General features: G+C 67.4%; 23 protein-coding genes. 13 read left to right on the plus strand and 10 right to left on the minus strand.

The annotated features are described in order from the left end of the window. Nucleotides 1-14: 14 nt before the first annotated feature. The gene (locus LOC59_RS01870) at nt 15-692 is read right to left on the minus strand and encodes a Crp/Fnr family transcriptional regulator (RefSeq protein ID WP_227894064.1); all 678 of its coding nucleotides are present in this window, start codon (nt 690-692) and stop codon (nt 15-17) included. Between the two features lie 216 nt (nt 693-908). On the opposite strand from LOC59_RS01870, the gene LOC59_RS01875 reads away from it, so the two are divergent. Further along, a complete protein-coding gene (locus LOC59_RS01875; RefSeq protein WP_227894065.1) occupies nt 909-2090 on the plus strand; it encodes a MarP family serine protease in 1182 nt (393 codons plus the stop codon). Nucleotides 2091-2093: 3 nt separating this feature from the next. On the opposite strand, the gene aroQ is transcribed toward LOC59_RS01875, so the two are convergent. The 3 genes from aroQ to LOC59_RS01890 form a co-directional block, all read right to left on the minus strand. After that, nucleotides 2094-2561 (minus strand): type II 3-dehydroquinate dehydratase, encoded by a 468-nt coding sequence (gene aroQ / locus LOC59_RS01880; protein ID WP_227894066.1) that lies wholly within the window; start codon nt 2559-2561, stop codon nt 2094-2096. Nucleotides 2562-2569: 8 nt separating this feature from the next. After that, nucleotides 2570-3898 carry an MFS transporter gene (locus LOC59_RS01885; RefSeq protein WP_229970411.1) on the minus strand — a complete coding sequence of 443 codons (1329 nt, stop codon included), beginning with the start codon at nt 3896-3898 and terminating at the stop codon, nt 2570-2572. 69 nt (nt 3899-3967) lie between these two features. Next, on the minus strand, nt 3968-4558 hold the full coding sequence (locus tag LOC59_RS01890; protein WP_227894068.1) for a TetR/AcrR family transcriptional regulator: 591 nt from the start codon (nt 4556-4558) through the stop codon (nt 3968-3970). A gap of 110 nt (nt 4559-4668) precedes the next feature. Here LOC59_RS01890 and LOC59_RS01895 point away from each other — a divergent pair, with 110 nt between their 5' ends. After that, nucleotides 4669-5091, plus strand: coding sequence for an organic hydroperoxide resistance protein (locus LOC59_RS01895; protein WP_227894069.1), 423 nt, complete (start codon nt 4669-4671; stop codon nt 5089-5091). A 91-nt stretch (nt 5092-5182) separates the two neighbouring features. On the opposite strand, the gene acs is transcribed toward LOC59_RS01895, so the two are convergent. Beyond that, nucleotides 5183-7171, minus strand: a complete 1989-nt coding sequence (acs, locus tag LOC59_RS01900) for an acetate--CoA ligase (RefSeq protein WP_227915599.1) — start codon at nt 7169-7171, stop codon at nt 5183-5185. A gap of 322 nt (nt 7172-7493) precedes the next feature. Between acs and LOC59_RS01905 the strand changes: the two genes are divergently transcribed. The 3 genes from LOC59_RS01905 to LOC59_RS01915 all read left to right on the plus strand — a co-directional run bounded on the left by LOC59_RS01905 (nt 7494) and on the right by LOC59_RS01915 (nt 10435). Beyond that, nucleotides 7494-8894, plus strand: coding sequence for an MFS transporter (locus LOC59_RS01905; RefSeq protein WP_229970413.1), 1401 nt, complete (start codon nt 7494-7496; stop codon nt 8892-8894). Between the two features lie 69 nt (nt 8895-8963). Then, the gene (gene nth / locus LOC59_RS01910; RefSeq protein WP_227894072.1) at nt 8964-9755 is read left to right on the plus strand and encodes an endonuclease III; all 792 of its coding nucleotides are present in this window, start codon (nt 8964-8966) and stop codon (nt 9753-9755) included. Beyond that, nucleotides 9752-10435: an NUDIX hydrolase gene (locus LOC59_RS01915; protein ID WP_423720960.1), complete on the plus strand. Its 684-nt coding sequence runs from the start codon at nt 9752-9754 to the stop codon at nt 10433-10435. The genes nth and LOC59_RS01915 overlap by 4 nt, the downstream gene beginning before the upstream one ends. Here LOC59_RS01915 and LOC59_RS01920 read toward each other — a convergent pair. Both LOC59_RS01920 and LOC59_RS01925 read right to left on the minus strand, forming a co-directional pair. Then, nucleotides 10409-11104 carry a response regulator transcription factor gene (locus tag LOC59_RS01920; RefSeq protein ID WP_229970415.1) on the minus strand — a complete coding sequence of 232 codons (696 nt, stop codon included), beginning with the start codon at nt 11102-11104 and terminating at the stop codon, nt 10409-10411. The two genes, LOC59_RS01915 and LOC59_RS01920, sit on opposite strands and share 27 nt — an antisense overlap. Continuing rightward, a complete protein-coding gene (locus LOC59_RS01925; RefSeq protein WP_229970418.1) occupies nt 11101-12264 on the minus strand; it encodes a sensor histidine kinase in 1164 nt (387 codons plus the stop codon). Before LOC59_RS01925 ends, LOC59_RS01920 begins: the two co-directional genes overlap by 4 nt. Nucleotides 12265-12397: 133 nt before the next feature. Here LOC59_RS01925 and LOC59_RS01930 point away from each other — a divergent pair, with 133 nt between their 5' ends. Next, nucleotides 12398-13339, plus strand: coding sequence for a CPBP family intramembrane glutamic endopeptidase (locus LOC59_RS01930; RefSeq protein WP_229970422.1), 942 nt, complete (start codon nt 12398-12400; stop codon nt 13337-13339). 11 nt (nt 13340-13350) lie between these two features. On the opposite strand, the gene LOC59_RS01935 is transcribed toward LOC59_RS01930, so the two are convergent. After that, the gene (locus tag LOC59_RS01935) at nt 13351-15063 is read right to left on the minus strand and encodes a bifunctional 3'-5' exonuclease/DNA polymerase (protein ID WP_229970424.1); all 1713 of its coding nucleotides are present in this window, start codon (nt 15061-15063) and stop codon (nt 13351-13353) included. 139 nt (nt 15064-15202) lie between these two features. Between LOC59_RS01935 and ssd the strand changes: the two genes are divergently transcribed. The 7 genes from ssd (at nt 15203) to LOC59_RS01970 (ending at nt 20463) form a co-directional block, all read left to right on the plus strand. Then, on the plus strand, nt 15203-16354 hold the full coding sequence (gene ssd, locus LOC59_RS01940) for a septum site-determining protein Ssd (protein WP_229970426.1): 1152 nt from the start codon (nt 15203-15205) through the stop codon (nt 16352-16354). Next, nucleotides 16351-17613, plus strand: coding sequence for a TadA family conjugal transfer-associated ATPase (locus LOC59_RS01945; RefSeq protein WP_227894078.1), 1263 nt, complete (start codon nt 16351-16353; stop codon nt 17611-17613). Before ssd ends, LOC59_RS01945 begins: the two co-directional genes overlap by 4 nt. Before the next feature lie 90 nt (nt 17614-17703). After that, nucleotides 17704-18507 (plus strand): hypothetical protein, encoded by an 804-nt coding sequence (locus tag LOC59_RS01950; protein ID WP_227894079.1) that lies wholly within the window; start codon nt 17704-17706, stop codon nt 18505-18507. Then, complete coding sequence (locus LOC59_RS01955) at nt 18479-19129, plus strand: type II secretion system F family protein (protein ID WP_229970428.1); 651 nt, start codon at nt 18479-18481, stop codon at nt 19127-19129. The genes LOC59_RS01950 and LOC59_RS01955 overlap by 29 nt, the downstream gene beginning before the upstream one ends. Nucleotides 19130-19271: 142 nt before the next feature. Next, entirely contained in the window at nt 19272-19616 is a 345-nt protein-coding gene (locus LOC59_RS16635; protein ID WP_227915716.1) for a DUF4244 domain-containing protein, read from the plus strand. Continuing rightward, on the plus strand, nt 19613-20020 hold the full coding sequence (locus LOC59_RS01965) for a TadE family type IV pilus minor pilin (protein ID WP_229970432.1): 408 nt from the start codon (nt 19613-19615) through the stop codon (nt 20018-20020). Before LOC59_RS16635 ends, LOC59_RS01965 begins: the two co-directional genes overlap by 4 nt. Before the next feature lie 95 nt (nt 20021-20115). Next, nucleotides 20116-20463: an Rv3654c family TadE-like protein gene (locus LOC59_RS01970; RefSeq protein ID WP_269440038.1), complete on the plus strand. Its 348-nt coding sequence runs from the start codon at nt 20116-20118 to the stop codon at nt 20461-20463. Here LOC59_RS01970 and LOC59_RS01975 read toward each other — a convergent pair. Both LOC59_RS01975 and LOC59_RS01980 read right to left on the minus strand, forming a co-directional pair. Next, nucleotides 20460-22874: a DEAD/DEAH box helicase gene (locus tag LOC59_RS01975; RefSeq protein ID WP_229970436.1), complete on the minus strand. Its 2415-nt coding sequence runs from the start codon at nt 22872-22874 to the stop codon at nt 20460-20462. The genes LOC59_RS01970 and LOC59_RS01975 overlap by 4 nt on opposite strands. A gap of 72 nt (nt 22875-22946) precedes the next feature. Next, nucleotides 22947-23597, minus strand: a complete 651-nt coding sequence (locus tag LOC59_RS01980) for a GNAT family N-acetyltransferase (protein ID WP_227915588.1) — start codon at nt 23595-23597, stop codon at nt 22947-22949. Nucleotides 23598-23618: the final 21 nt, after the last annotated feature.

Here is a 23618-nt window from a genome sequence, read left to right on the forward strand (position 1 = left end):
TTTTTACCGCGGTCCTAGCGGGAGCGCTGGCGCAGCCGCTGTACGTCCAGGATGACGACAGCGCGGGCTTCGAGCCGGAGCCAGCCGCGCTGGACGAATTCCGCGAGGGCCTTGTTCACGGTTTCGCGTGAGGCACCGACGAGCTGGGCCAGCTCTTCCTGGGTCAGCTCGTGGGCCACGAGAATGCCGTCTGTTGCCGGCCGGCCGAAGCGGTCGGCAAGGTCCAGCAGTGCCTTGGCAACACGGCCCGGTACGTCCGAGAAGACCAGGTCAGCCAGGGATTCGTTGGTCCGGCGCAGCCGGCGGGCCAAGGCCTGAAGCAGCTGTACCGAGACCTCGGGACGGGTCTCGATCAGTGCCCGCAGGTTGTCGTGGCGCAGCCCGGCGAGGCGGGTTTCGGACACAGCCGTCGCAGTTGCGGTGCGGGGGCTGGGATCAAAAAGGGCCATCTCGCCGAAGAGTTCACCAGGGCCAAGAATGGCCAGCAGGTTTTCCCGGCCGTCGGGCGCGGAACGCCCCAGCTTGATCTTTCCGGACACGATGAAATACAGCTGGTCGCCCTGGTCGCCTTCGCGGAAAACAGACGCTCCGCGGGACAGGTCGACCTCGGTGAGCTCGGCAGTCAATGCGGCGAAGACGTCGTCTCCCAGTGAGGCGAACAAAGGCGCGCGGCGCAATACCTCGATATCCATGAAATCTCCTGTAAATAGTTGTCGCTTCTATTATCTTGCCGCACAGGAGAGCCATGTGACAGCTGTAATAGCCTTGTTCGCGCTCGGATGATAAAACGGCCGCCGGTTGTGGCCCGGGCAACACCGCCGTTCAAACGCCGGTACAGCCCGCTAGACTCGGGATGCTAAGGGCTACCTGGCAGCCGCACGTGTACTTACATCTTATTGGAGCTCTTTGTGCTCGGACTCACCGTTCTGGACATCATCCTGCTGCTGGCGCTCTTTTTCTACCTCCTGGCGGGCCTGCGCAACGGTCTTGCGGTCAGTCTCGGCGGCATCGTGGGCTTCGTGGCCGGTGCCATAGCTGCCTTCTTTGCGATCCCGCTGGTCTCCGGATGGGTTCCCGACGAGACGTGGCGGCTGGTCGCTGTGATCGCCACCGCCGTCATCCTGGTCCTCGTGGGCCACGCCGCAGGTGCTGCCCTGGGCGCCGGAGTCCGCCGCTGGTTCAACTTCGCACCGCTGCGTGCCCTGGACCGTATTCTCGGTGGGGCGCTGAACGTGGTCGTCGCCGCGGTGGTGATGTCGATGCTGGCCTTCAGCATCGCAACCCTGGGCATGCCCTTCCTCTCGCAGCAGATTGCTGCCTCGCGGGTCCTGGCAGCGATCGATTCGGCAACCCCGGATCCGGTGAAGACCTGGGCCGCCCAGATCCGCTCCTTCACGATTGATGAGGGGCTGCCGCGGATACTGGACAGCGCGGTGCCGGAAGCCGTTGAAGTGCCCACCGAAGGGATTAGCTCCGAGGCCCTGACGGCGTCGTCTGCCTCCGTCCTGAAGATCACCGGAACGGCCTTCCAGTGCGGCCAGAACCAGACCGGTTCCGGCTTCGTGGTCGCTGATGACCGCGTCATCACCAACGCGCACGTCGTCGCCGGGGTCAGGGAACCCGTGGTCCAGGTGCCGGGCGGAGGAGTTCTGCCGGGACGCGTGGTGCACTTTGACCCGGCGCGGGACCTCGCCGTGATTGCCGTTGACAACCTGGATGCCGAACCGATCGCGCTGGGAGAACGGCTGGCGGACGGGACGACGGTGGCGTTCGCCGGGTATCCCGCGGGCGGCCCCTTCCGGCTGCAGCCGGCCACGGTCCAGAACCTCGGTGACGTTTCGGTCCGCAGCATCTACGGCACCTCGCCCGAGGTCCTGGAGGTCTACACGCTTGCCGCCAATGTGCAGCAGGGCAACTCCGGGGGGCCGCTGCTGGACATTGACGGACGGGTGGCCGGAGTGATCTTCGCGAAGACCACCGGCGACCAGCCGATCGGGTATGCACTCTCACTTGCCGAGCTCGGGCCGATCGCCGAAGCCGCGTCAAGCTACCGCAGCTCCGTCTCGGCAGGGGAGTGCATCAGCGAATAGCCGCTACTGGGATTGCCCGCCCTGCGGGTCCAGTGTGGCGGCGAGGTAATCAACTGCCATCCGGTAGCCATGGATTCCCGCTCCGCAGATCACGACCTCGGCGACGGCTGAGACGAAGGAATGGTGGCGGAACTCTTCGCGCTTGTGGATGTTGCTCAGGTGTACTTCCACCACCGGAAGGCCGACGCCGGAGAGCGCGTCGCGCAGGGCCACGGACGTGTGGCTGTAAGCAGCCGGGTTGATGATGATCGCGTCAGCCAGCCCCGGCGCTCCGTGGATCGCGTCGATCAGGTCGCCCTCGTGGTTGGACTGGATGCAGTCTGCAGTCCAGCCGTGGGCTTCGGCCGCGGACATGGCGGTGGCCTCGACGTCGTCGAGTGTGTGCCTGCCGTACACCGCCGGTTCGCGGGTGCCGAGCAGGTTCAGGTTCGGTCCGTTCAGGACCAGCAGGTTGCGAGTCGGTGTAGTCATGGACTCAACTATGCCGCAACGGCCGCGGCCGGTTCAGTCTGTGACCTCGCCTTGATCATGCGCCCGGCGCCCAGCGCACCGGCGATGGTCACCAGCGACATCAGCGCCAACACCGCACCCGGGTGCCACCACGCGGCTCCGGTCGCGTCGGAGAAGACCTGTGTGACCGCGGGAGTGAAGCCGGCCAGGATCCCTGCGAAGCTGTAGGCGATCGACATGGCGGTAAAGCCCGTGCGGGCCGGGAACAGATCCGCCATCAAGCCGCCGAGCGCAGCCCAGGCCGCGGTCGGGGCGATTCCGCCGATCAGGATCGTGAGGATGTAGACCGGCTGGTTGGCGATGCTGATCAGGTAGTACAGCGGGAAGGAAATCAGCAGTGTCGCGGCTGCGCCGGCAGCGACCACTTTCGCCGAACCGATCTTGGTGGCGAGGTAGCCGAACGCCGGAATCGTGGCGAGCTGCAGCACCGAGCCGACCAGCGCTGCGTTCAGGACCGTTGATTGGGAGAGTCCCAGTTCGGAAATGCCGTAGGCCTGCGTGTAGGTGGTCATCAGGAAGTAGGAGCCAATACCCAGCAGGGCTGCGGCCATGGCAATGCCGACGGCGGCGGGCTGGGTGCGCAGCACGTCGAGCAGGGGGACCCGTGCCACTTCCTTGTGCTCGGCGACGTCCTTGAAGACCGGAGTTTCGTCAATCGCCAGGCGCATGTACAGGGCCACCGCCATGAAGGGGAAGGCCAGCAGGAACGGGATCCGCCAGACCCCGGCTTCCATAGCCTCGGGGGAGACCTGGGCCAGGAGCAGGAAGGTGGCCGTGACCATGATGGTCCCGACCGGAGAGCCGATCTGGGGGATCGCAGCGAACAGCGCCCGCTTCTTGGGTTCTCCGTGTTCGCTGGCGATAAGGACCGCTCCGCCCCATTCCCCGCCCACTGCCAGGCCCTGCAGCAGGCGCAGCAGCACCAGCAGCACCGGCGCCCAGATGCCGATGGCGTTGTAATCGGGCAGCAGCCCGATCACGCCGGTTGCCAGTCCCATCAGCACGATGGTGTAGATGAGCGACTTCTTCCGCCCCACCCGGTCACCGATGTGTCCGAAGAGGATTGCGCCCAGCGGCCGGGCCACGAACCCCATGCCCAGGGAAAGGAACGCGAGCAGGGTGCCGGTCACCGGGTCCACGTCCGGGAAGAACACCCGGTTCAGGATCAGGGCCGCTGCGGTACCAAAGACGTAGAAGTCATAGGACTCCAGTGCGGTTCCGACGAACGAAGCGCCGGCAACCTTGCGGGCCATGCGGGCGCGTTGGGCAGGGTTCACTGCTGTGGGGGAAGTAGACACAAGTGCTGATTGTGCTAGGTGTTCCGGTGTTTTGCCAACCGGCCCGCGGGGTGGCTCATTCAGGGCCGGTCAGCGGAGTGCGGTGCCGGCTGGAAGGTGCAGCTGCAGGACCGCGCGTCCGGCCTGCAGCAGGCTGGGGCCGACCCCCGTGGGATCGGAGACATAGCCGTGCACCATGGCCCCGTCCCGGAGCATGACCAGCTGGTCTGCCGCCTGCTGCGGGTCCTCGGCGCCCAACCGTGCGGCCAGGTCAGCCACGAGGCCGTGGAACCAGTTGCGGTGGCGCTCCACGGCAGCACGCACCGGGTGGTCCGCAGCAGGATACTCGGCGGCAGCGTTGATGAACGGGCACCCCCGAAAGCCCGGGCGGCATGCTTCCGTGCCCATGGCGTCCGCAAGGGCAGCAAGTGCCTGGCAGGGATCTGCCGGAAGCCGGGCGGCGGCCTCGCGGATCCGGTCCGACTGGGCGTCCAGGTACCCGGCAACCAGATCGTCCTTGGTTGGGAAGTAGCGGTAGAAGGTGACCTTGGTGGTGGACGCCGCGGCGATGATCTTGTCGGCGCTGACCGCCCGGATGCCCTCGGCGTAGAACAGTTCGCCGGCAGCTGCCAGGATGCGGTCCCGGACCGGGGGAGTGCCTGCAGGGGGAGTGGGTGCCATAGCGGGGGCTCCTGGGGATGGCGTTTAGTAGACTTACTAGTTAGTCTACTTGGACGGCGAGGCAAAGTCCCGCTGTTCACGAAGACGTTTCCTACCCCCAAGGAGTTCCCATGAGTGCCCTCTACACCGCAGTTGCAACCGCCACCGGTGACGGCCGGAACGGCGAAGCCCGGACGAGCGATGGCCTGCTGGCGGTGGATCTCGCTGTTCCGCAGGAAATGGGCGGCGCCGGCGGGGCAACCAACCCGGAGCAGCTCTTCGCCGTGGGCTACGCGGCCTGTTTCCACTCGGCACTGAAGATGGTGGCCCGCCAGGCGAAGGCCGAGATCAGCGACAGTGCGGTCACCGCCGAGGTCAGCATCAACCCCAGGGAAGAGGGCGGCTTCCAGCTCGCCGTGGCCCTCCACGTGGAAATGTCCGGTGTGGACCAGCCAACGGCTGACAAGCTTGCCCAGGAAGCACACCAGGTCTGCCCGTACTCCAACGCCACCCGCGGCAACATCGACGTGGAAGTGGACGCCGTCGTCGGCTAGTCCTTCCAAACTCACCGAGATAACAGAAACTGCCCGTATCAGGTCCGATACGGGCAGTTTCTGTTATCTCGTTCGCGCGGACAGCGGGATGCTACTTGCGCAGGGACTCCGCAATCTGGGACATCACCGTGTTGTCGGCCAGCGTGCTTGAGTCGCCCGGCTCGCGGCCCTCGGCCACGTCCTTGAGCAGGCGGCGCATGATCTTGCCGGACCGGGTCTTGGGCAGTTCGGGAACCACCAGGATGTGCCGCGGCTTCGCGATGGGGCCGATCTCCTTGCCCACGTGGTTGCGCAGCGTGGTGACGATGTCGGCGTCGTCCTTGGCACTGCCGCGCAGGATCACGAAGGCGACCACAGCTTCACCCGTGGTCTCATCAACGGCACCAACGACGGCGGCTTCCGCCACCGAGGGATGGCTGACGAGTGCAGACTCGATCTCCGTAGTGGAGAGCCGGTGTCCGGACACGTTCATGACGTCGTCGACCCGGCCGAGCAGCCAGATGTCACCGTCCTCGTCCTTCTTGGCGCCGTCACCGGCAAAGTACATGTTGTCGAACCGGGACCAGTAGGTGTCCTTGAAGCGCTGCGGATCTCCCCAGATGCCGCGCAGCATTGCGGGCCAGGGTTCCTTCACCACCAGGAAACCGCCGGAACCGTTGGGCACCGGCTGTCCCATTTCATCCACCACGTCCACGGAGATGCCGGGGACGGGCACCTGGGCCGATCCGGGCTTGGTGGCCGTGACTCCGGGCATCGGCGCGATCATGTGGGCACCGGTTTCGGTCTGCCACCACGTATCCACGATCGGGGCCGGGATTTCCTTCTTGCCGCCATTGCCGCCGATCACCGTGCGGTACCACATCCAGGCTTCGGGGTTGATCGGCTCGCCCACGGTTCCCAGCACCCGGATGGAGTCCAGGTTGAACTTCCCGGGAATGTCCCGTCCCCACTTCATGCAGGTCCGGATCGCAGTCGGCGCCGTGTAGAGGATGGACACCTTGTACTTCTCCACCAGCTCCCACCAGCGGCCCTGGTGGGGTGTGTCCGGGGTGCCTTCGTACATCAGCTGCGTGGCACCGTTGACCAGCGGTGCGTAGGTGACATAGCTGTGGCCGGTCACCCAGCCGACGTCGGCGGTGCACCAGTAGACATCGGTCTCGGGCTTGAGGTCGAAGGTGGCGAGGTGCGTGAACGCGGTCTGGGTCAGGTACCCGCCCGTGGTGTGCAGGATACCCTTCGGCTTCCCGGTGGTGCCGGAGGTGTAGAGGATGAACAGCGGGTGCTCGGAGTCATGCGGTACGGGCGTGTGCTCGGCGCTCGCAGTGGCGACGGCGTCGTCCCACCACACGTCGCGGCCATCGGTCCAGTCCACGGGCTCGCCGTTGCGCTTGACCACCAGGACGTGCTGCACACTGTGGCCGTCCTTTACCAGGGATTCGTCCACGGCCGGCTTCAGCTGGGTGGGCTTGCCGCGGCGGTAGGAACCGTCGGCGGTCACGACGAGCTTCGCTTCGGCGTCGTCGATGCGGCTGCGCAGGGCATCTGCGGAGAAGCCGCCGAAGACCACGGAGTGGACGGCGCCAATCCGGGCGCAGGCCAGCATGGTGATGACAGCTTCGGGGATCATCGGCAGGTAGACGGCAACACGGTCGCCCTTGGACACCCCGAGCGACTCGAAGGCGTTGGCGGCCTTCTTCACTTCTTCGGTGAGCTGGGCGTAGGTGTACGTGCGGGTGTCGCCGGGCTCGCCCTCGAAGTAGATGGCGACGCGGTCTCCGCGCCCCTGTTCAACGTGGCGGTCCAGCGCGTTGTAGGACGCGTTGAGCTTTCCGCCTACGAACCACTTGGCGAAGGGTGCGTCGGAGAAGTCCAGGGTCTGGGTGAAGTCCTCATCCCAGCTCAGCAGGTCCCGTGCCTGCCGGGCCCAGAACTCCGGTCCGGCGGCTGCGGCGTCCTCGTAAAGTTCCGGCTGTGCCACCGCGGCCGCGGCAAATTCCGCGCTGGGCGGAAAGCTGCGGTGCTCATGGTAGAGGTTCTCCAGTGCTTCGCCCTGCTGCTTGACCGGTGGCTGTTCAGACATCTCGGACCCTTTCGGTTGGCTCTCACCCGGCCGCCTTTTCCGGGCTTGCGCCCGGCCGGCGGGGTTCTGTGCTGTATTTCCCCAACCCTAACCCGGCAGCACCACCGCTGTGGCGCCGCTCACATCCGCCTCCGTGAAACGGGGCGTTTATGCGATGAACGGTAGCTCCTGCATGCCGCAGCCGGGGCCGCCCGGGTAGTCTGTCCAACTGGCGGGAACTAGGCTGTTACTGAAAGCAAACCGCTTGTGGCGCCGCCGCGGCGGTGCCTGCACGGTCGGCGCACCCGCCTTCCGGATGGTTGCTGTCGGAACGGAGACGAGAATGAACCAGCCCCACATCGAAAATGAGGCACGCACGGACGCGGATGCACCAGCGCCGAAGCAGGCCTCTGTTGACGGAGGGCCCCACGCCGTAGCCGGTCCTTTCGGGCTGCGCGACATCGTGGTTGGATCAGCCGTCCTGCTGCTGCTCATTGGCAGCGTCCTTCCCTTCGCCACGGGGGGCAGGCTCAACCTCTGGTCCGCCTTCTCCCTGTTCTTCGTCGGAATCGGCATCATCATGCCGGTGGCAGTTGCCGGCCTGTTTGTCGCTCGACGTCTGTCTCCGGGAACACGCCTGCGCGTCGGCTCGCTGTCGCTGGACCAGTTCGCCTCGGTGATTGCGGTGCTTGCTGTCATCTTCTTTTTCCTCCAGCTGGTGTACGTCTTCAGCGTCGGCGCCCTGATCTGCCTCATTGGTGCCATTGTGCTCGTAGCAGCCACCACGTTTGCGCCGCACATTCCGCCGTTCTCCGCGGAATTTTCCGGCCGGAAGGAAATCCCCGCCCACCCGGTGGCCCGTGAGGCCCTTCCCCTGGCGCGCGCACCCAAGCCTGCGCCTGCTCCCAAGGACGCAGGCCACCCCGCCGGCCAGCCGCATACCGGTGCCTTCGGGCAGTATCCCGACGCCCGCCAGGAGCGCGATGCACGGCAGACAGCGGCGGCCCGGCCGGACGAGGGACGTGTTTCGACTGACCATGACGGAGAGCGCCACGGCGCGCCGAACGCAGGACGTCCCGGGGCCGAGCGGGATCACGGTGCTCCTGCTCCTGCAGGGCAGGGCGATGTCCGTCCCGGCGCTTCCGGCGCTGGTGCTGGTGCAACCGGCGTTGCCGGGGGTGCCGCTGCGGCCGCTGCCGGAGCTGCGGCAGGAGCTGCCGGTGCAGGATCCGCTGGTGCAGGCACGCCTCGAACGGGTGCCGCGTTCGGCGAAACTGCTCCTGCGGGTTCCGGCACGGACCGGCCGGAAAACGCCCAGGCCCCTTCCACCCAGGCTTCTTCCAACCAGGCCCCTTCCAGCCAGGATTCTTCCGAGCAGCCTGCGGAGGCGCCGGCTCCGGCCGGGCAGCAATCCCTGCCCGCCACCACGGTGAACCCGGCGGTGTCCGCCGGCTCGCCGTCGTCGGGCTCTCCCGCAACGCAGTCCTCGGAATGGATCTCCGCTACGCGCGAGGAGAACGAGAACGTTGTTGAGGCATTCTGGTTTGCCGTGGGTACGCCCCGCCAGATTGTTGACGAGCGCACGGGAATGCCGCTGTTCATGTTCTACCCGGGCGACTGGGAACTGGGCCTGGAAGACCGCGGCCACGAATTCCTCGTCCAGGACAAGCGCACCGGGCGCATCGGCGTCCTGCGCGACCTGAGCAACATCGAACGCGTCAGCGACGAAAACTCCGGACACTAAGACCCCGGCAAGGAGCCCCGCTGCCCCTGCGGCCGCGGGGCTCAGCCAACTGCGAAGGACGAAACCCCTATGGCAACCGGCAGTGACGCCTCCCTGCTGGCGCTCAAGCGCCGCGCACGAAAGATCAACCGCCTGCTCGGGGAGCTGTACCCCTACGCGGTGGCTGAACTGGACTTCACCAACGCCTTCGAACTGCTGATCGCCACGGTGCTCTCCGCGCAGACCACGGACGTGCGCGTGAATGCCGTGACCCCGGTTCTCTTCGCCCGCTACCCGGATGCACGCGCGCTGTCGGAGGCCGACGAAGCCGAGCTCCAGGAAATCATCCGGCCCACTGGTTTCTTCCGGGCCAAGTCCGCTGCGATCAAGAAGCTGGCCACACAGATCGTGGACGATTATGACGGCCAGGTGCCCAACAAGCTCGAAGATCTGGTGAAACTGGCCGGTGTGGGCCGCAAGACCGCCAACGTGGTCCTCGGCAACGCTTTTGGGGTTCCCGGCATCACCGTAGACACCCACTTCCTGCGGCTGTCCCGCCGGTTCGGCTGGACCGAATCGAAGGACCCGGTCAAGGTTGAGCAGGACGTGGCGGAGCTGTTCGAACCCAAGGACTGGACGCCGCTGTCCAACCGCGTGGTCTTCCACGGACGCCGAGTCTGTCATGCCAAGAAGCCCGCCTGCGGTGTTTGCGCTGTCGCGCAGCTGTGCCCTTCCTACGGCGAAGGCGAGACGGACCCGGACAAGGCCCGGAAACTGCTGAAGTACGAGCTGGCGCCGGGACGCGAAGAGCTGCTAGCCCGGATGATGGCTTCCGAAACCCGGGCGGAACTCCGCGCCGCGGGATTCGGGCTCGAAGCATGAGCGCCCAGGCAGAGCTGGAGGCTTTCGGCGCTTTGGTATCCGACGGCGCCGGCAACTTTGGCCGGGACCTGCGGTTCATGACCCGGGCCGTGGATCCTGACGCTGCCCGGGCCGCGGCGGTGCTGATCCTGTTCGGCGTGCTGGATGAGCATCCGGCACGCTTCCACGCCGACGCGGTGCCCGATGACCTGGACGTACTCTTTGTGGAACGAGCTTCCACGCTGAACTCGCATCCCGGCCAGATCGCCTTTCCCGGCGGTGCCGTAGATGACTCCGACACCGATGCCATTGCTGCCGCCCTCCGCGAAGCGAACGAGGAGACCGGGCTGGATCCCTCCGGCGTGCGGATCCTCGGTGCGCTGCCGGAAGTGGGGCTGCCGGTCAGCAACTTCCTGGTCACGCCGGTGCTGGGATGGTGGGACAAGCCGACGCCGGTCGATGTTGTGGATGAGGCTGAATCCGCTTCGGTGTTCCGCGTCCCGGTAGCGGACCTGCTGGACCCGGCCAACCGGCGCACCACCGTGGTCGCCCGCGGGGGACAGGTGCACCGCGGGCCGGCGTTCCTGGTGAACGGCGTGGTGGTTTGGGGCTTCACGGCCCTGATCCTGGACGATCTGTTCAACCAGCTCGGCTGGACGCTGCCGTGGGACACCTCACGCGAGATGGTCCCTGCCCTCTAGCCGGGTGCCTGGCCTGGGCGGCCCCGATTCCAGGACCGCTACGGCGAGCTGGACGCGGTTGGTCACGTCCAGCTTGGTAAAGGCATTGGCGACATGCGTCTTGACGGTGGCGACACTGACGAAAAGTTCGGCACTGATCTCCGTGTTCGTCAGCCCCCGGGCTACCGCCTCTGCCACGGCGCGTTCACGGTTGCTCAGTTCCTTCAACCGGTCCTCGGGAAGCTGGGCGGGGCCCGGGGCTGAGGCTGCCGCGGCGACGATCCGCCTGAGGATTTTCGGGGAGAAGCGCAGGTTGTCCTGTGCAGCGTCCCGGACGGCGGATACCAGGTCTGCGGGGGCCGTGTCCTTGAGCAGGAATCCGCTGGCCCCTGCCCGCAGCGCGTCCAGAATAAAGTCATCGGTGTCGAACGAAGTCAGGACGATGATCCGTGGCGGGCGCAGGGACCCGGTAATGCGTTCCGTCGCCGCGATTCCATTCAGTACGGGCATACGGATGTCCATCAGCACGACGTCGGGCCGGTGCTCGGCAGCGAGCCTGAGCGCTGCCTCGCCGTCGCCGGCTTCACCAACAATGGAAATATCCGGGGCACCTTCAAGAATGAGCCGCAGCCCGGCCCGGATCAGGGGCTCATCATCTACGACCAGGATCCGGATCGGTTCCCCACTCACCACGGAACCTTCACGGTGGTGGTGTACATGCCGTGGCGGAGGCCGGATTCAAAAGTGCCGTCCGCGAGCCGGGCACGTTCGGCAAGGCCAACCAGTCCCAGTCCACCCGGCGCAGCGGTGACCTGCCCGGACACCGGGTTGCTCGCGGATACAGTGATTCCCCGCCCGGGGCCACCGGTCAGCGATACCGTGACCGGCAGGCCGGGAGCGTGTTTCTGCGCGTTGGTGAGTCCTTCCTGCACCACGCGGTAGAGGTGGCGCGACGTGGCGTCCGGCAGAGAAGCTGCCTCGTCTCCCCGCAGCGGCGGATCCATGTGAAGCGTGACGTCGCTGCCGGCTGCGCGGGCCGTTTCAACCAGGGCGGGAATGGAATGGACGGTGGGCTGCGGCGAGGTTTCCGCGGCTTCCTCCCGCAGCACGGACAAGACCGTGCGCAACTCCCCGGCAGCCGTGTGAGCAGTTTCGCGCAGCACGGCGGCAGTGGAACGGATGGTCTCCCGGTCAAGGTCCGCGCGGTACTCCAGGGCTCCCGCATGCATGGCAATGAGGCTGAGCCGGTGGGACAGGGTGTCATGCATTTCCCGGGCGATGCGGGTGCGCTCAGCCAGCCGTGCCTGGGCGGCGAGGGCATCCTGCTCGCGGCGCGCGCTGTCCGCTTCGTGCCTGAGTGAGGCTATCAGCGCCCGGCGTGCGCCGCGGTTCAGGCCGATCAGGACAAGGACGAGGAGCATGGCCAGCGCGGTCAGCGACAAGGCCCACCAGGCCATGTCTTCCACAGGGCGGACTGTCAGGTCCACCGCGACGGCAGCGGCATAAACCAGCACCGCTGCCGCCAGGGCTCGGGGGCGGCGCAGCGCGGCAATTCCGATGAGGGCCATGCAGGCAGGAACGAAGGCCAGCGTTGACAGGGAGGACAGGGCGATGATCCCCAGCCCGGCACCTACGGGGAACCGGCGGAGGGCCAGGGGGAGGAGGCCAAAGGCGGCGACACCCAGCATAAAGTCCAGGAACATCAGGCCGATGAAGGGGGCGGGATCGGCGCCGTCGGGCGGAAGCATGCTGCCCTGAACAACCAGGAAAACCAGGAGACCCGTTACGGCGGCGCCGAAGGTCAGGCCAGCAGTTTTCAGGGCGCTGGGGTGTTCGAGTCGTTGTGGCATCTCATTGATCCTAGTGAGGGGCCCTGGAGAGCGGCAATTAGCCGAAAGCATGAACTTCACGACGCCGACTGGCCAACAAAAACGGGCCGAAGTACCGAAGCGGGCAGCCGTACCGGCGGGACAGGCTGGGGTTATGTCTATCACTCTGCCTACCTTCCCCGGCCGCCAGGTGCACGCCTACCCGTTCCACCGCATGGCCCGTTCTGTGCCGGACTACCGCTGGTGGCGTCCGCTGCTCACCGTGCTAACCGCGGCCGGCCTCTTCTGTGGCCTGACCCTGCTTGCTGTCGTAGTGATGCTGGTTGTGGGCGCTTTTGTACCTGCAGTGTCCGTGAGCGTTGACCGGGCACTGTCAGAAGATGCCGACCTGCGGGACCCTGGGCAACTGGTTTTCCTGCTGGGCACGATTTGCCTGCTCTGGCCGGCCGCGGCGCTGGGTGTCCGCTGGGGCGGCAGGCGTCCCGCAGGAACACTCTTATCAACTGCGGGCCGGCTGCGATGGAGGCTCTTCCCTAAACCCCTGGCGCTGGCCGCGGCACTGTTCCTGGTGACCAGCGCCGTCAGCCTGCTGCTGCCGGGCAACGAGGGACCCACAGGCGGAGCCTCCGCCGGGAACGGCGGGGGCGGGGATGTCTGGCTGTTGCTGCTGGTTGTGCTGGCGGTTGTGCCGATCCAGGCTGCCGCAGAGGAATACGCCTTCCGGGGGCTGCTGATGCAGGTTATTGGGTCCTGGCTGCGGCATCCGGCGTTTGCGATCCTGATGCCTGTTCCACTGTTCGTCCTGGGCCATGACTACGGCATCGTGGGACAGATCGATGTAGCTGCCTTCGCGGTGGCCGCCGGCTGGATCACGTGGCGCACAGGAGGGCTCGAGGCTGCGATCGTTCTGCACGTGGTCAACAATGTGGGCGTCCTGGGCCTCGGCGCGGTGGGCCTGGCAGACCCGAATGCAACCGACCTGCCGCTTGCCGCCCTGCCCTTTTCCCTTGCCTTCCTGCTGGCATATTCGCTGCTGGTGGTTCGGTGGTTTCCGGCAGCAGAGCTTCCTCCGTCCGGGACCGCAGGGCGCAGGTAGAGCCGGAACGGCTACTTCGCCTCCGCATAAGAGTCGACGACGGCGCTCACCACGGGGAACTCCAGCGGGATCTGCCCGAACAACAGTTCCGTGGCCTCCGCGGCCGCTTCAGCGACGATTGCTTCCGCTTCCCGGACACGCCCGGCGGGAACGTGTAGCATCACCTCGTCGTGGAGGAAAAACACCAGCTGACCCGCCGGCGAGGTGCCCGACGCCGCCCGCAGCCGGCGTCGTATCCCCGCCAGCCAGCAGGTGGCCCATTCCGCAGCCGTTCCCTGCACCACGAAGTTTCGCGTGAAACGGCCCCGGGAACGTGCCAGGGTGTCTGCGCGGCGCTGTTCCTCAGCGGAAGCGGTTTGCTGGGAACGCAGCCAGCGTTCGGAGACCGGCGGAGTGCTGCGGCCCAGCCTGGTGGAGACGCTCTTGCCCGCTTCGCCGGTCCGGGCAGCCCGTTCGACGACGTCGATGGCCCGGGGGTAGGTCCGGGTGAGGACCGGCATCAGGCGCCCGGCTTCACCGCTGGTTGCCCCGTACATGGCGCCGAGCATCGCGATCTTGGCCAGTGACCGGTCGCCGTTGAAGCCCTGGTCGGCGATCCCCTGATAGAGGTCCTTGCCGCGGGCGGCGGCAGCCAGCACATCGTCCTGTCCCAGTGCGGCCAAGACCCTGGGCTCCAGCTGGGCGGCGTCCGCAACCAGGAGTTTGTGGCCCGGATCGGCACGCACGGCATCGCGCACGTTCTTGGGGATCTGCAGGGCACCGCCGCCGCGGGAGGACCACCGGCCGGAGACAACGCCGCCCACCACGTATTCGGTGCGGAACCGTCCCCCGTCGACCCAGTCATCCAACCAGGCCCACCCGTTGGCGGAGAGCAGCCGGGAGAGCTTCTTGTAGCGCAGCAGCGGTTCAATCGCCGGGTGGTCCTGCTGCTCCAGCTCCCACGTGCGGGTGGTCCGGACCTCGATGCCGGCGCGGTGCAGGGCGCGGAGCAGTTCCTGCGGCGAATCCGGGTTGAAACCCGGGTTTCCCAGCGCAGCGCGGAGCTCCGCGGCCGCGGCCTCCAGCTTGGCCGGGCGCTGGCCCTCCGGCGGCCGGGGGCCCAGCTGTTCTTCGAGCATGGCTTCGTGCAGGTCCCGGCGCCAGGGGATGCCGGAGTGCTCCATCTCCGCCGCCACGAGTCCGCCGGCGGATTCTGCCGCCAACAGCAGCGTCAGCTTGTGGCGTTCGGCGGACCCGGCGACGGCGGCGAGCTGGTCCTGGAGCTCCGCCGTAACGTCTTCGGCCGTGCGGGCGTGGTTCCGGGCGCGGGGATCCTCCGTGCCGTCGAGTCCGTCAAGTCCGTCGAACAGAGAGCCCTGGTCCGGTGCGGGCGGTATGGGGAGCAGCCGGCGGGGAGCGAGGTCCGGTTCGGCGTCCGCCGCGTTGGCGCGGAGCGCGTCCACGTAGGCGGTGGGGGCGGCGTATTCAGAATGGCGCAGGATTTCACGGCACAGGCTGACATCGTGGCTTCGTTCCACGGTGATTCCGGCGGCGAGCAGCGCGCCGTAGGTTTCGCGGGTGCGGTCCCACACCCAGCGGACAGGCCGGGTCTCCGCCGCGTCGACCGCCGCCGCAAGGTCAGCAGAAGGCACGACGGCGGCGGATGCGCTGGGTGCGCCGGTTCCGTCGGTTTCCTGCAGCACCCAGGCATGCGCTGCCGGTGCAGGGGCGAGGACTATGTACACGCTCCCATTCTGTCCTGTCCCGGTTCGGGTTCGGGCATCCGGCTCTCCGATCCTGCACATCCCGGCGTCCGGGGTGCGTTCTCCACAGATCGCGGCGGGCAGGCAGGTTTCCTTGCAGACTCCGGCAAGGCTTGGGTCCATGACAGACACGACGCTCTGGCGTCCACACCTGCGTGGACGGCCAGCTGACGGACCCGGGCGGGAACTACCCCGAAGGGAGGACACCGTATCGTCAGGGGCAGGCACAGGAGTCGTCCTGATCCGGCCGGAGGACCAGGTGCTGCAGGATGACATAGCCCGGATTGCCGTCGCGGCGGGGATCGACATGCAGATCGCCGGCGATGCAGCCGAGGCGCTGAGGCTGCAGCCACAGACCGTGCTGCTCACCCCTGATTTTCTCCGTACTGCCGGCCACCGCTCGCTCGCCGGACTTAGGGGAACGGAAACCATCTGCGTGGGTCCGGAGAGCGCGGCCCTGTGGTCAGACGCGGCCCGCTGCGGTATGGACCGCGTGGCGGCCCTGCCGGCTGCCGGTGCCTGGCTTGCTGAACACCTTGCCCGGAGGAACGGGCCCCGCGGACGGGTTGTTGGGATTGCCGGAACGTTTGGGGGTGCCGGGGGATCAACGCTGGCCTGCCTGCTGGCACAGCGGGCGGCACAGACAGGCAGGGGTGTCCTGCTTGCTGACGTTGACGACTGTGGAGGAGGCCTGGAGTACCGGCTGGGAGCCGAAGGCATTCCGGGACTGCGGTGGCCGGACCTGGCCGATGTGCGGGGAACGCTCAACCCCGAACAGCTGGTCTCTGCCCTGCCGGATGTCGGGGGCTTTTCGCTGCTGACAAGACCTGCAGGTGAACCGGTGCAGGAAGGCCAGGAAGCGGAGGTCCTGCCGTCCGTGCTCGAAGCTGCCCGTTATGCCTTCGACCTCACGTTTCTCGATCTGGGGACCTGCCCGCGGCCGGGCAGCCTGGTCCTGGGCCACTGCGATGCCCTGCTGGTTGTCCTTTCCGGACGGACGCAGCTGCTCCTGGCTGCACGTTCCTGGTGGGGGTCCCTGCAGGCGAGTGCCCCCGATACCTTCGCGGTTGTCCGTGGTCCTTTCGGCGAAGGGCTCGACGAGGTCCGTGTCTCTGACGCAGCAGGCATCCGCCTCGCGGGATATCTGCCCTGTGTGCGAGCTGTCGCGGCGGCGGAAGACAGAGGCAGGTTGCTGGAACTGAGGCGGCGCAGGTTCAGGCGTGCCCTGGCACGGATCCTCGATGCCGTTGACCCGGTTCCGGGCGACGCATGACTTCCGGCCGGGGTCCGGGCGGAAAACGGCACGATGGTGCGGCGGGGCCGGTGCCGGAACGCTCCCGCAAACACGCCCGCCGGACCGCCGCCCTGCAGGAGGGTTCCGGAACCTACAGTCCCGGCCTGGTGTCCCAGGTACGCGCGGATCTTCTCGCCGGAGAAACCCCGGTCACAGGCACAAGGCTGGCTGCGGCGGTCCATGCCAGCGGACGCCTCCTCGGCTCTGAAGGCGGCCTGCTGGCGGTGGATCGGGTCAGGGCGGACCTGCAGGGCCTGGGGCCGCTTCAGCCCCTGCTTCGCGATCCCGAACTTACCGACATCCTGGTGAACGCGCCAGACCAGGTCTGGACGGACACCGGAGCCGGTCTCGAGCTCACCGGGATAAGGTTCGAATCCGACGCCGATGTGCGGGCTCTTGCCGGCCGGCTGCTCGCCGCGGGCGGCAGGAGACTGGATGATTCCTGCCCGTGCGCGGATGTCCAACTGGGCGATCACCGCGTGCACGCCGTCCTGGCTCCCGTCTCCACGGGAACCACGCTGCTCTCAATCCGGCTGCGGCGCCCGCGGAGCTTTGCCCTTTCCGAACTCCTTGCGGCGGGGACCTTCGATGAAGAAGGAGGGCAGCTGCTGCGCCGGATTGTCGCCGGCCGCCTGAACTTCCTGGTCAGCGGTGCCACCGGCACCGGGAAAACCACGCTGCTCTCAGCGCTCCTGGGACTCTGCGCGCCCGGCGAGCGCCTGGTGCTCATCGAAGATGCAGCGGAACTGGACCCCAGGCACCCGCACGTGGTGGGACTGCAGTGCAGGCACACCAATGTGGAGGGAGCAGGTTCCATTGACCTGGCGGAACTGGTCCGGCAGGGACTGCGGATGCGTCCGGACCGTCTGGTGGTCGGTGAGTGCCGCGGAGCCGAGATCCGGGAACTGCTGGCCGCCATGAACACCGGGCATGACGGCGCCGGGGGCACCATCCATGCCAACTCTGCGTCAACGGTGCCGGCCCGGTTGGCGGCCCTGGGCGCACTGGCCGGGATGAGCAGCGATGCGCTCGCCCTGCAAGCCGCGGGAGCACTGGACGCAGTCGTCCATATGGAACGCACGCCGGCAGGCCGGCGTATCGGGGAGATTGGGATCTTTTCCGTTGCGGCACACGGAGAGCTGAGAGTCCAGCCTGCCTGGAAGCCGGGCGGCCAGCCGCGCCAGCGGGGCTGGGATCAGCTGCAGCAGAGGCTGGCCGGCGGGATTGTCCCGGGATGAGGTTCCGCGACCAGGTGTCCAGCCGGCCGTTCCTGTTCCGGTCCCTGCCCACGGATGGGTGCGGTTCAGCGGGTGCCGGGAGATGAGGGGATGACCGGGTGGACGGTGGGAGCCCTGCTCGCGCTCGCGGGGATCCTGCTGGCGGGGGACGCCGCCAGGCTGCCGGGAAAGCACCGGCCAGCGGATGCCCTTCCGCCGAGCCAGGGGACTAAGCAGCGCAGCGCTGGGTGGAAGCAAAAACCTCGTCAGGGGTCCCGTTTCCGTACGAAGATCCGTCGGCTCAGAGAGTCGCGGGACGACGAGCTGCACCGGTTCCCGCTTCTGGTCCAGCAGCTCGCGGGCCTGCTGTCAGCGGGCCGGACTCCGAGGGAACTGTGGTCGGACGCTGCACGCCTGAGCAGGCAGGATGAGCTCATCGACGGGGAAGACAGCCCATCCCCGTTGATTCTAGAAGCCGCTGCCCGTGCGGCGGCCCTGGGCATGAGCCCGGTTCCCGTTTTCCAGCGGGCCGCTGAGCAAGCGGCGGCGGGAGATCCTTTCGTGGCTATGGTCTGGCAGGACCTGGCGGCCTGCGTAGACGCGTCGGAACGCAGCGGCGCTCCGCTGGCCGGCATACTCGCCCGGTACGGCCGGGAACTGGAGGCCGCCCTGGACTCCACGGCAGCGCGTGCCACGGCGATGTCTGGTCCGAAAGCGACGATGAAGCTGCTGACCTGGCTTCCAGCCGCAGGGCTCCTGATGGGGTATCTCCTCGGTGGCAACCCCCTGGCCGTCTTGGCGGGCGGGCCGCTGGGATGGGCCACCGCGGTAACCGGTCTGGGGCTGGCGCTGGGCGCAAGGGCCTGGTCGATGGCACTGGTGCGCCGTGCGGCGGGAAGCGCAGGCGGACGCTGATGATCCCGCGGACCCCGCATTGACCGGCATCATCGTGGGCCTGCTGCTGGGCGTTTCCGCGGCTGTCTTTTTTTGGCCGGCACGGCACAGCGGAGCCGGCGCTGAGCGGGACAGGCCCGGCGGCGTCCCGGGACCGCAGGCCCAACCGCTCGAGCGCACCTACCGCAGTGCCGTCAGCAGCGACCCGGCTTTGATCCTGGATCTTGCGGGAGCCATGCTCACCGCCGGACGCCCGTTGCCGTCAGCCCTGCGGATTATCGCCGGGTCGGCGGATCCGCACACGGCGCGGATGCTGCGCCGCCTGGTGACGGCAGTGGAACTCGGTGCCCCGTGGGCGGCAGCATGGGAGCTGGCCCTCGACGGCGAAGCCTCGGAAGAAGCCAGGAGCAGCGCAGGAGCGCTCAGGAGCTCCCTGGGATTTGCTGCGACGAGTGGTGCACCCTCCGCCGCCATCCTGCATGCCCAGGCAGCCCAGATCCGCCGCCGTCGTTCCCGGGAAGCTGAACGCCGGGCCGCAGCGCTCGGAGTTCAGCTGGTCCTTCCGCTGGGGCTGTGTGCCCTCCCGGCGTTTATCTGCCTGGCGGTGGTGCCGCTGGTGCTCACTCTGCTGCCCGCTTTCTGACCCTTCTTCCTCCACAAGTGCAGGGGCGGGAAGCCTTGTCCAGAACGGGGACCAGGGCGAACCCCGGGGCGAGAGACTGGCGAAGAATCAATCAGGCAGACACAAACCCAGCAGGTACCTACAAGGAGTGAAAATGTCCTCAATGCATGCAGCTAAAACACTTGCGCCACAAAGCACGGCACCTGTGCCCCGCCGGGCAACGCTCCCCGGAGCGGCGCCCGGGCAAGGTGACCTGCCGGAGACTCGCGTTCCAAACCGCGAACCGGAGCCGGATCACGGCCGGCCCGCCTCGGTCACGGACATACGAACCAAGCGCAGGCAGCTGCCGGCCGTTCATGAGCCGGAGGCTGGCATGGCCACTGCCGAATACGCCATTGCCACCCTGGCTGCAGTGGCATTCGCGGCGCTCCTCGCCGCCGTCTTGGGCAGCGGCGATGTCCGTGAGCTGCTGATGTCGCTGATCCGGGCGGCACTGAGTTTCGGATGATCCGGCAGCCGGGGGACCCCCGGCGGCTGGGACGAGCGAGCGCTGGCAGCAGTGCCGCTGCCCGGTCGCTGGAACACGGAGCGGTGACGGCAGAACTGGCCGTGGCGCTGCCGGCGGCCGTTGTGGTGCTGGCAGGGCTGCTTACCGGGGCGGCAGCAGGGATCACCCAGCTTCGGTTGGAGGAAGCGGCACGCGCGGCGGCCAGGCAGGTCATGCGCGGCGAGGCGGATGCTGCGTCCGGAACCGTTGCCCGGCTGGCTGGATCCGACGCAGTTCTGAGTCTGGCCGCGGAGGGGGAGTGGGTGATGGTCCGGGTGGAATCCGGGTTGAAGGCACCGCTGCTGGAGCACCTTCCCATCACCCTCTCCGCGCAGGCCGCGGCACTGCCGGAGGAGCCTCCATGACACGGATGCGCGCGAACCGAAGAAGCAGAGGTTCTGTGGGTGACCCGTGCTCTGGTCCACGCCGCTGCCAGGGTACGCAGCCCGCGCGGGCTGCCTTGCCAGAAGAAGGATCGGGAACAGTCCTGGTATTGGCCATCGCGCTCAGCCTGATTGCGGTCATCCTGGCGGTGCTGCTGCTCGTGCAGGCAACGGTGGGAGCTGCCCGCGCCGGAGCAGCAGCAGATCTGGCGGCTTTGGCCGCGGCTGACACGTTGAGGGGATTGCGGACGGGGGATCCCTGCACCGTTGCCGGGGAGGTGGCCGGGCGGAATGCCGCTGAGCTGGCATCGTGCGCCACGGACCTGGCCGCCCAGACAGTCACTGTCCATGTGCAGTCGCGTGCCGGCAAATTCCTGCCGTGGCCGCCGTCTGCCCGTGCCCGGGCTGGTCCGCCGGGCGGCTAGCGGAGCTCAGCAGCCGAGCCGGCGGATACCCGGTTTCCATCCGGACCGGCTGAGCGGTCCGTTCCGTCCGAACTGTCCGAGCCATCCGAACCGTCCGGCGCGCTGTCCAGCAGCACGTCGATCAGGGTGACGGCGCCCTTCTTGTCTAGCGGGTTGTTCTTGTTGCCGCACTTGGGGGACTGCACACACGAGGGGCAGCCGCCGTCGCACTCACAGGACCGGATGGCGTCCCGGGTGGCCGTCAGCCAGACGGTCGCAGCTTCGTAGGCGCGCTCGGCGAAGCCCGCCCCTCCGGGATGGCCGTCGTAAACGAAGATGGTCGGCTTGCCGGTGTCTGCATGCAGGGCAGTGGAAACGCCGCCGATATCCCAGCGGTCCGACGTGGCGACCAAGGGGAGCATGCCAATGGAAGCATGCTCAGCAGCGTGCAGCGAGCCGGGGAAGTCTGCGGCGGCCAGCCCGGCACCCAGAAGAAGTTTCTCGTCGATGATGAACCAGACAGCCTTGGTGAACAGCTCCTTGGCCTCAAGGTCCAGCGGCTCCTCGCCCAGGATCTCGTTCGAGACCAGGGCCTTGCGCTGGAAGGAGACCACCTGGGTGGTGACCTTCACCGTGCCGAAGCAGACGGTCACTTCTCCCCATTGGGACGTGCGCTCGGCTTCCATGACGTCGATCTGGGTGATGTCCCGGGCCTGGGTGTAGAACTCCGGGTTGCCCCGGGTCACCATGGCGCAGTGGTCGGCCTCATTGAGTTCATCCACCAGGAACGTCTGGCCCTGATGCACGTACACGGCTCCGGTGTGCGCCTGGTACTGGCTTTGCGCGCCGTCCATGGTGCCCAGCAGGGTGCCGGTTTCCGATTCAACAATGTTGATGGGTCCGGCACCGGCAGCACGCAGGTTCACCATGGAGGCAGCACTCTCTGCATGGGTCCAGAACCAGCCGGCCGGACGGCGCCGGAGATACCCCTGCGCCACCAGGGAGTCCAGCAGCCCTGCTGCGGTGGGACCGAAGAGGCCGCGCTCGTCCGGAGTCAGCGGCAGTTCCGCAGCCGCCGCACACAGGTGCGGCCCCAGGACATACGGGTTGGAAGGATCGAAGACGGTGGCTTCCACGGAGATGTCGAAGATGGCCTCAGGGTGATGGACCAGATAGGTGTCCAGCGGGTCATCGCTGGCAACGAAGGCCGCCAGGGCATCCTGCCCCGACCGCCCGGCCCGGCCGATCTGCTGGAACAGGGACGCACGGGTTCCCGGCCAGCCGGCCACCAGAACGGCGTCGAGGCCGGAAATGTCGATCCCCAGCTCCAGTGCCGAGGTACTGGCAATGCCCAGCAGCGCTCCGCTGCGCAGCTGGTTCTCCAGCTCGCGACGTTCCTCCGGGAGATATCCGGACCGGTAGGCCGCCACCCTCCCCGGCAGCGACGGATGGACCTCGTCCAGCAGCCGGCGGGTGATCGTGGCGATCGCCTCAGCGCCGCGGCGGGATTTGATGAATGCGATGGTGCGTACCTGGGCCGAGACCAGGTTCGCCAGCAGGTCGGAGGTTTCGGCGATGACCGTCCGGCGCTCGCGGGCTCCGTTCTCGCCTTTCAGCTCGGTCAGCTGCGGTTCCCAGAGTGCCACGGTGGTGGCGCCGTGCGGAGAATAGTCATGGGTCACGGCGTGGACGTCCCCGCCGATCAGCCGCCCAAAGGACTGGGCGGGGTCCGCCGAGGTGGCGGAGGCGCCAATAAACACCGGATCGGCACCGTAGTAGGCGCAGATCCGGCGCAGCCGCCGCATCAGGTTCGCCACGTTCGACCCGAAAACGCCACGGTAGCTGTGGGCCTCATCGATGATGACGTACTTCAGGCGCCGGAAGAACCGTGCCCACCAGGTGTGGTTGGGCAGCACGCCGAAGTGCAGCATGTCGGGGTTGGCCAGCACCATGTTCGCGTGGTCCCGGATCCAGCGCCGGGCCCCCGGGTCCGTGTCGCCGTCGTACGTTTCTGCCCTGAGCGTGGGGAGGTGAAGCGCGTTCAGGGCGGCAAGCTGGTCGGCGGCGAGCGCCTTCGTGGGTGAAAGGTATAGCGCCACAGAGCCGGTGGGCTCCAGGCTGATCCGGTCGTCCAGGGCGGTGCGGTGAATCTCGTCCAGCACCGGGAGCTGGTAGGCCAGTGACTTTCCCGAGGCCGTGCCGGTGGAGATGATCGTGTGCCTGCCGGAGTGGGCAGACTCCGCTGCCTCCGCCTGGTGCCGCCAGGGAAGGTGGACACCGAGCCGCTCGTAGGCCGAGATCACATCGGGGTGGACCCATTGGGGCCACGGCACCGTCTGGGCCTGCCGGGCCGGAATCTCGTGGACGTGGACCAGCTGCTCCGGTTCGGCACCGCCGCCCAGCAGCGGGATCAGGGAATCATGTAAGGCCACGCGGCCATTCTCCCACCGGTGTACCCGGGACCGGGACCCGGACGGCACGGGGTCCGCGGCAGGCGAAATCAGCTACAGCCGTGGTTCGAACATCATCACGCTGGCCAGCGAATCCCAGCCCAGGTAGCGGTACAGTTCCAGCCCTGTTTCCGGTGAGATGAGCAGCCCGGTCTCGGCGTCGTGTTCCAGGGCGACTGCGGTCAGGGCCCGCATCACGTAGCTGCCCAGTCCGCGGCGGCGGAAGTCCGGTTCCGTGGCGATCTGGTCGTAGACCGCGTACCCGTCCACCACCGCAACGTGGCCGAGGGCGGCAGGTCCGCCGTCCAGGGTGACGAGCACCTTCCCCCCGGTGCCGCGCCGGAACGTCTCGGCCTCGAATCCGTCCGGAGGAAGCGGGTCCTCGATGTCCTGCCCGTCCATGTCCAGCACCATGAACACTTCATCGGTGGACCTGACCGACAGCCCGTAGACGTTGGCCGCGCCGTTGAACTCGCCGATCCGCGAGGTGACGATGGTGAACAGCCGTCCCGCACCCTGCCGCGCCGAGGAAGCCAGAGCCGCAAATTCGTCCTGCGAAGGCTCCAGCGCGAAATACTCCCAGTTATTGGTTTTGTCGTGCAGGAAAGCCGCAGGAAACCGGCCCTCGCGGCGCGTCTCGTAACCGCGGGCAAGGGCCCACCCAGTGAACCAGGTGTCCAGGAGTTCGTCGGTTAGCGCGTTCATGAATGAACATTAGCCCGCAGC

The organism is Arthrobacter sp. zg-Y916, assembly GCF_020907385.1.
Classification (GTDB): domain Bacteria; phylum Actinomycetota; class Actinomycetes; order Actinomycetales; family Micrococcaceae; genus Arthrobacter_B; species Arthrobacter_B caoxuetaonis.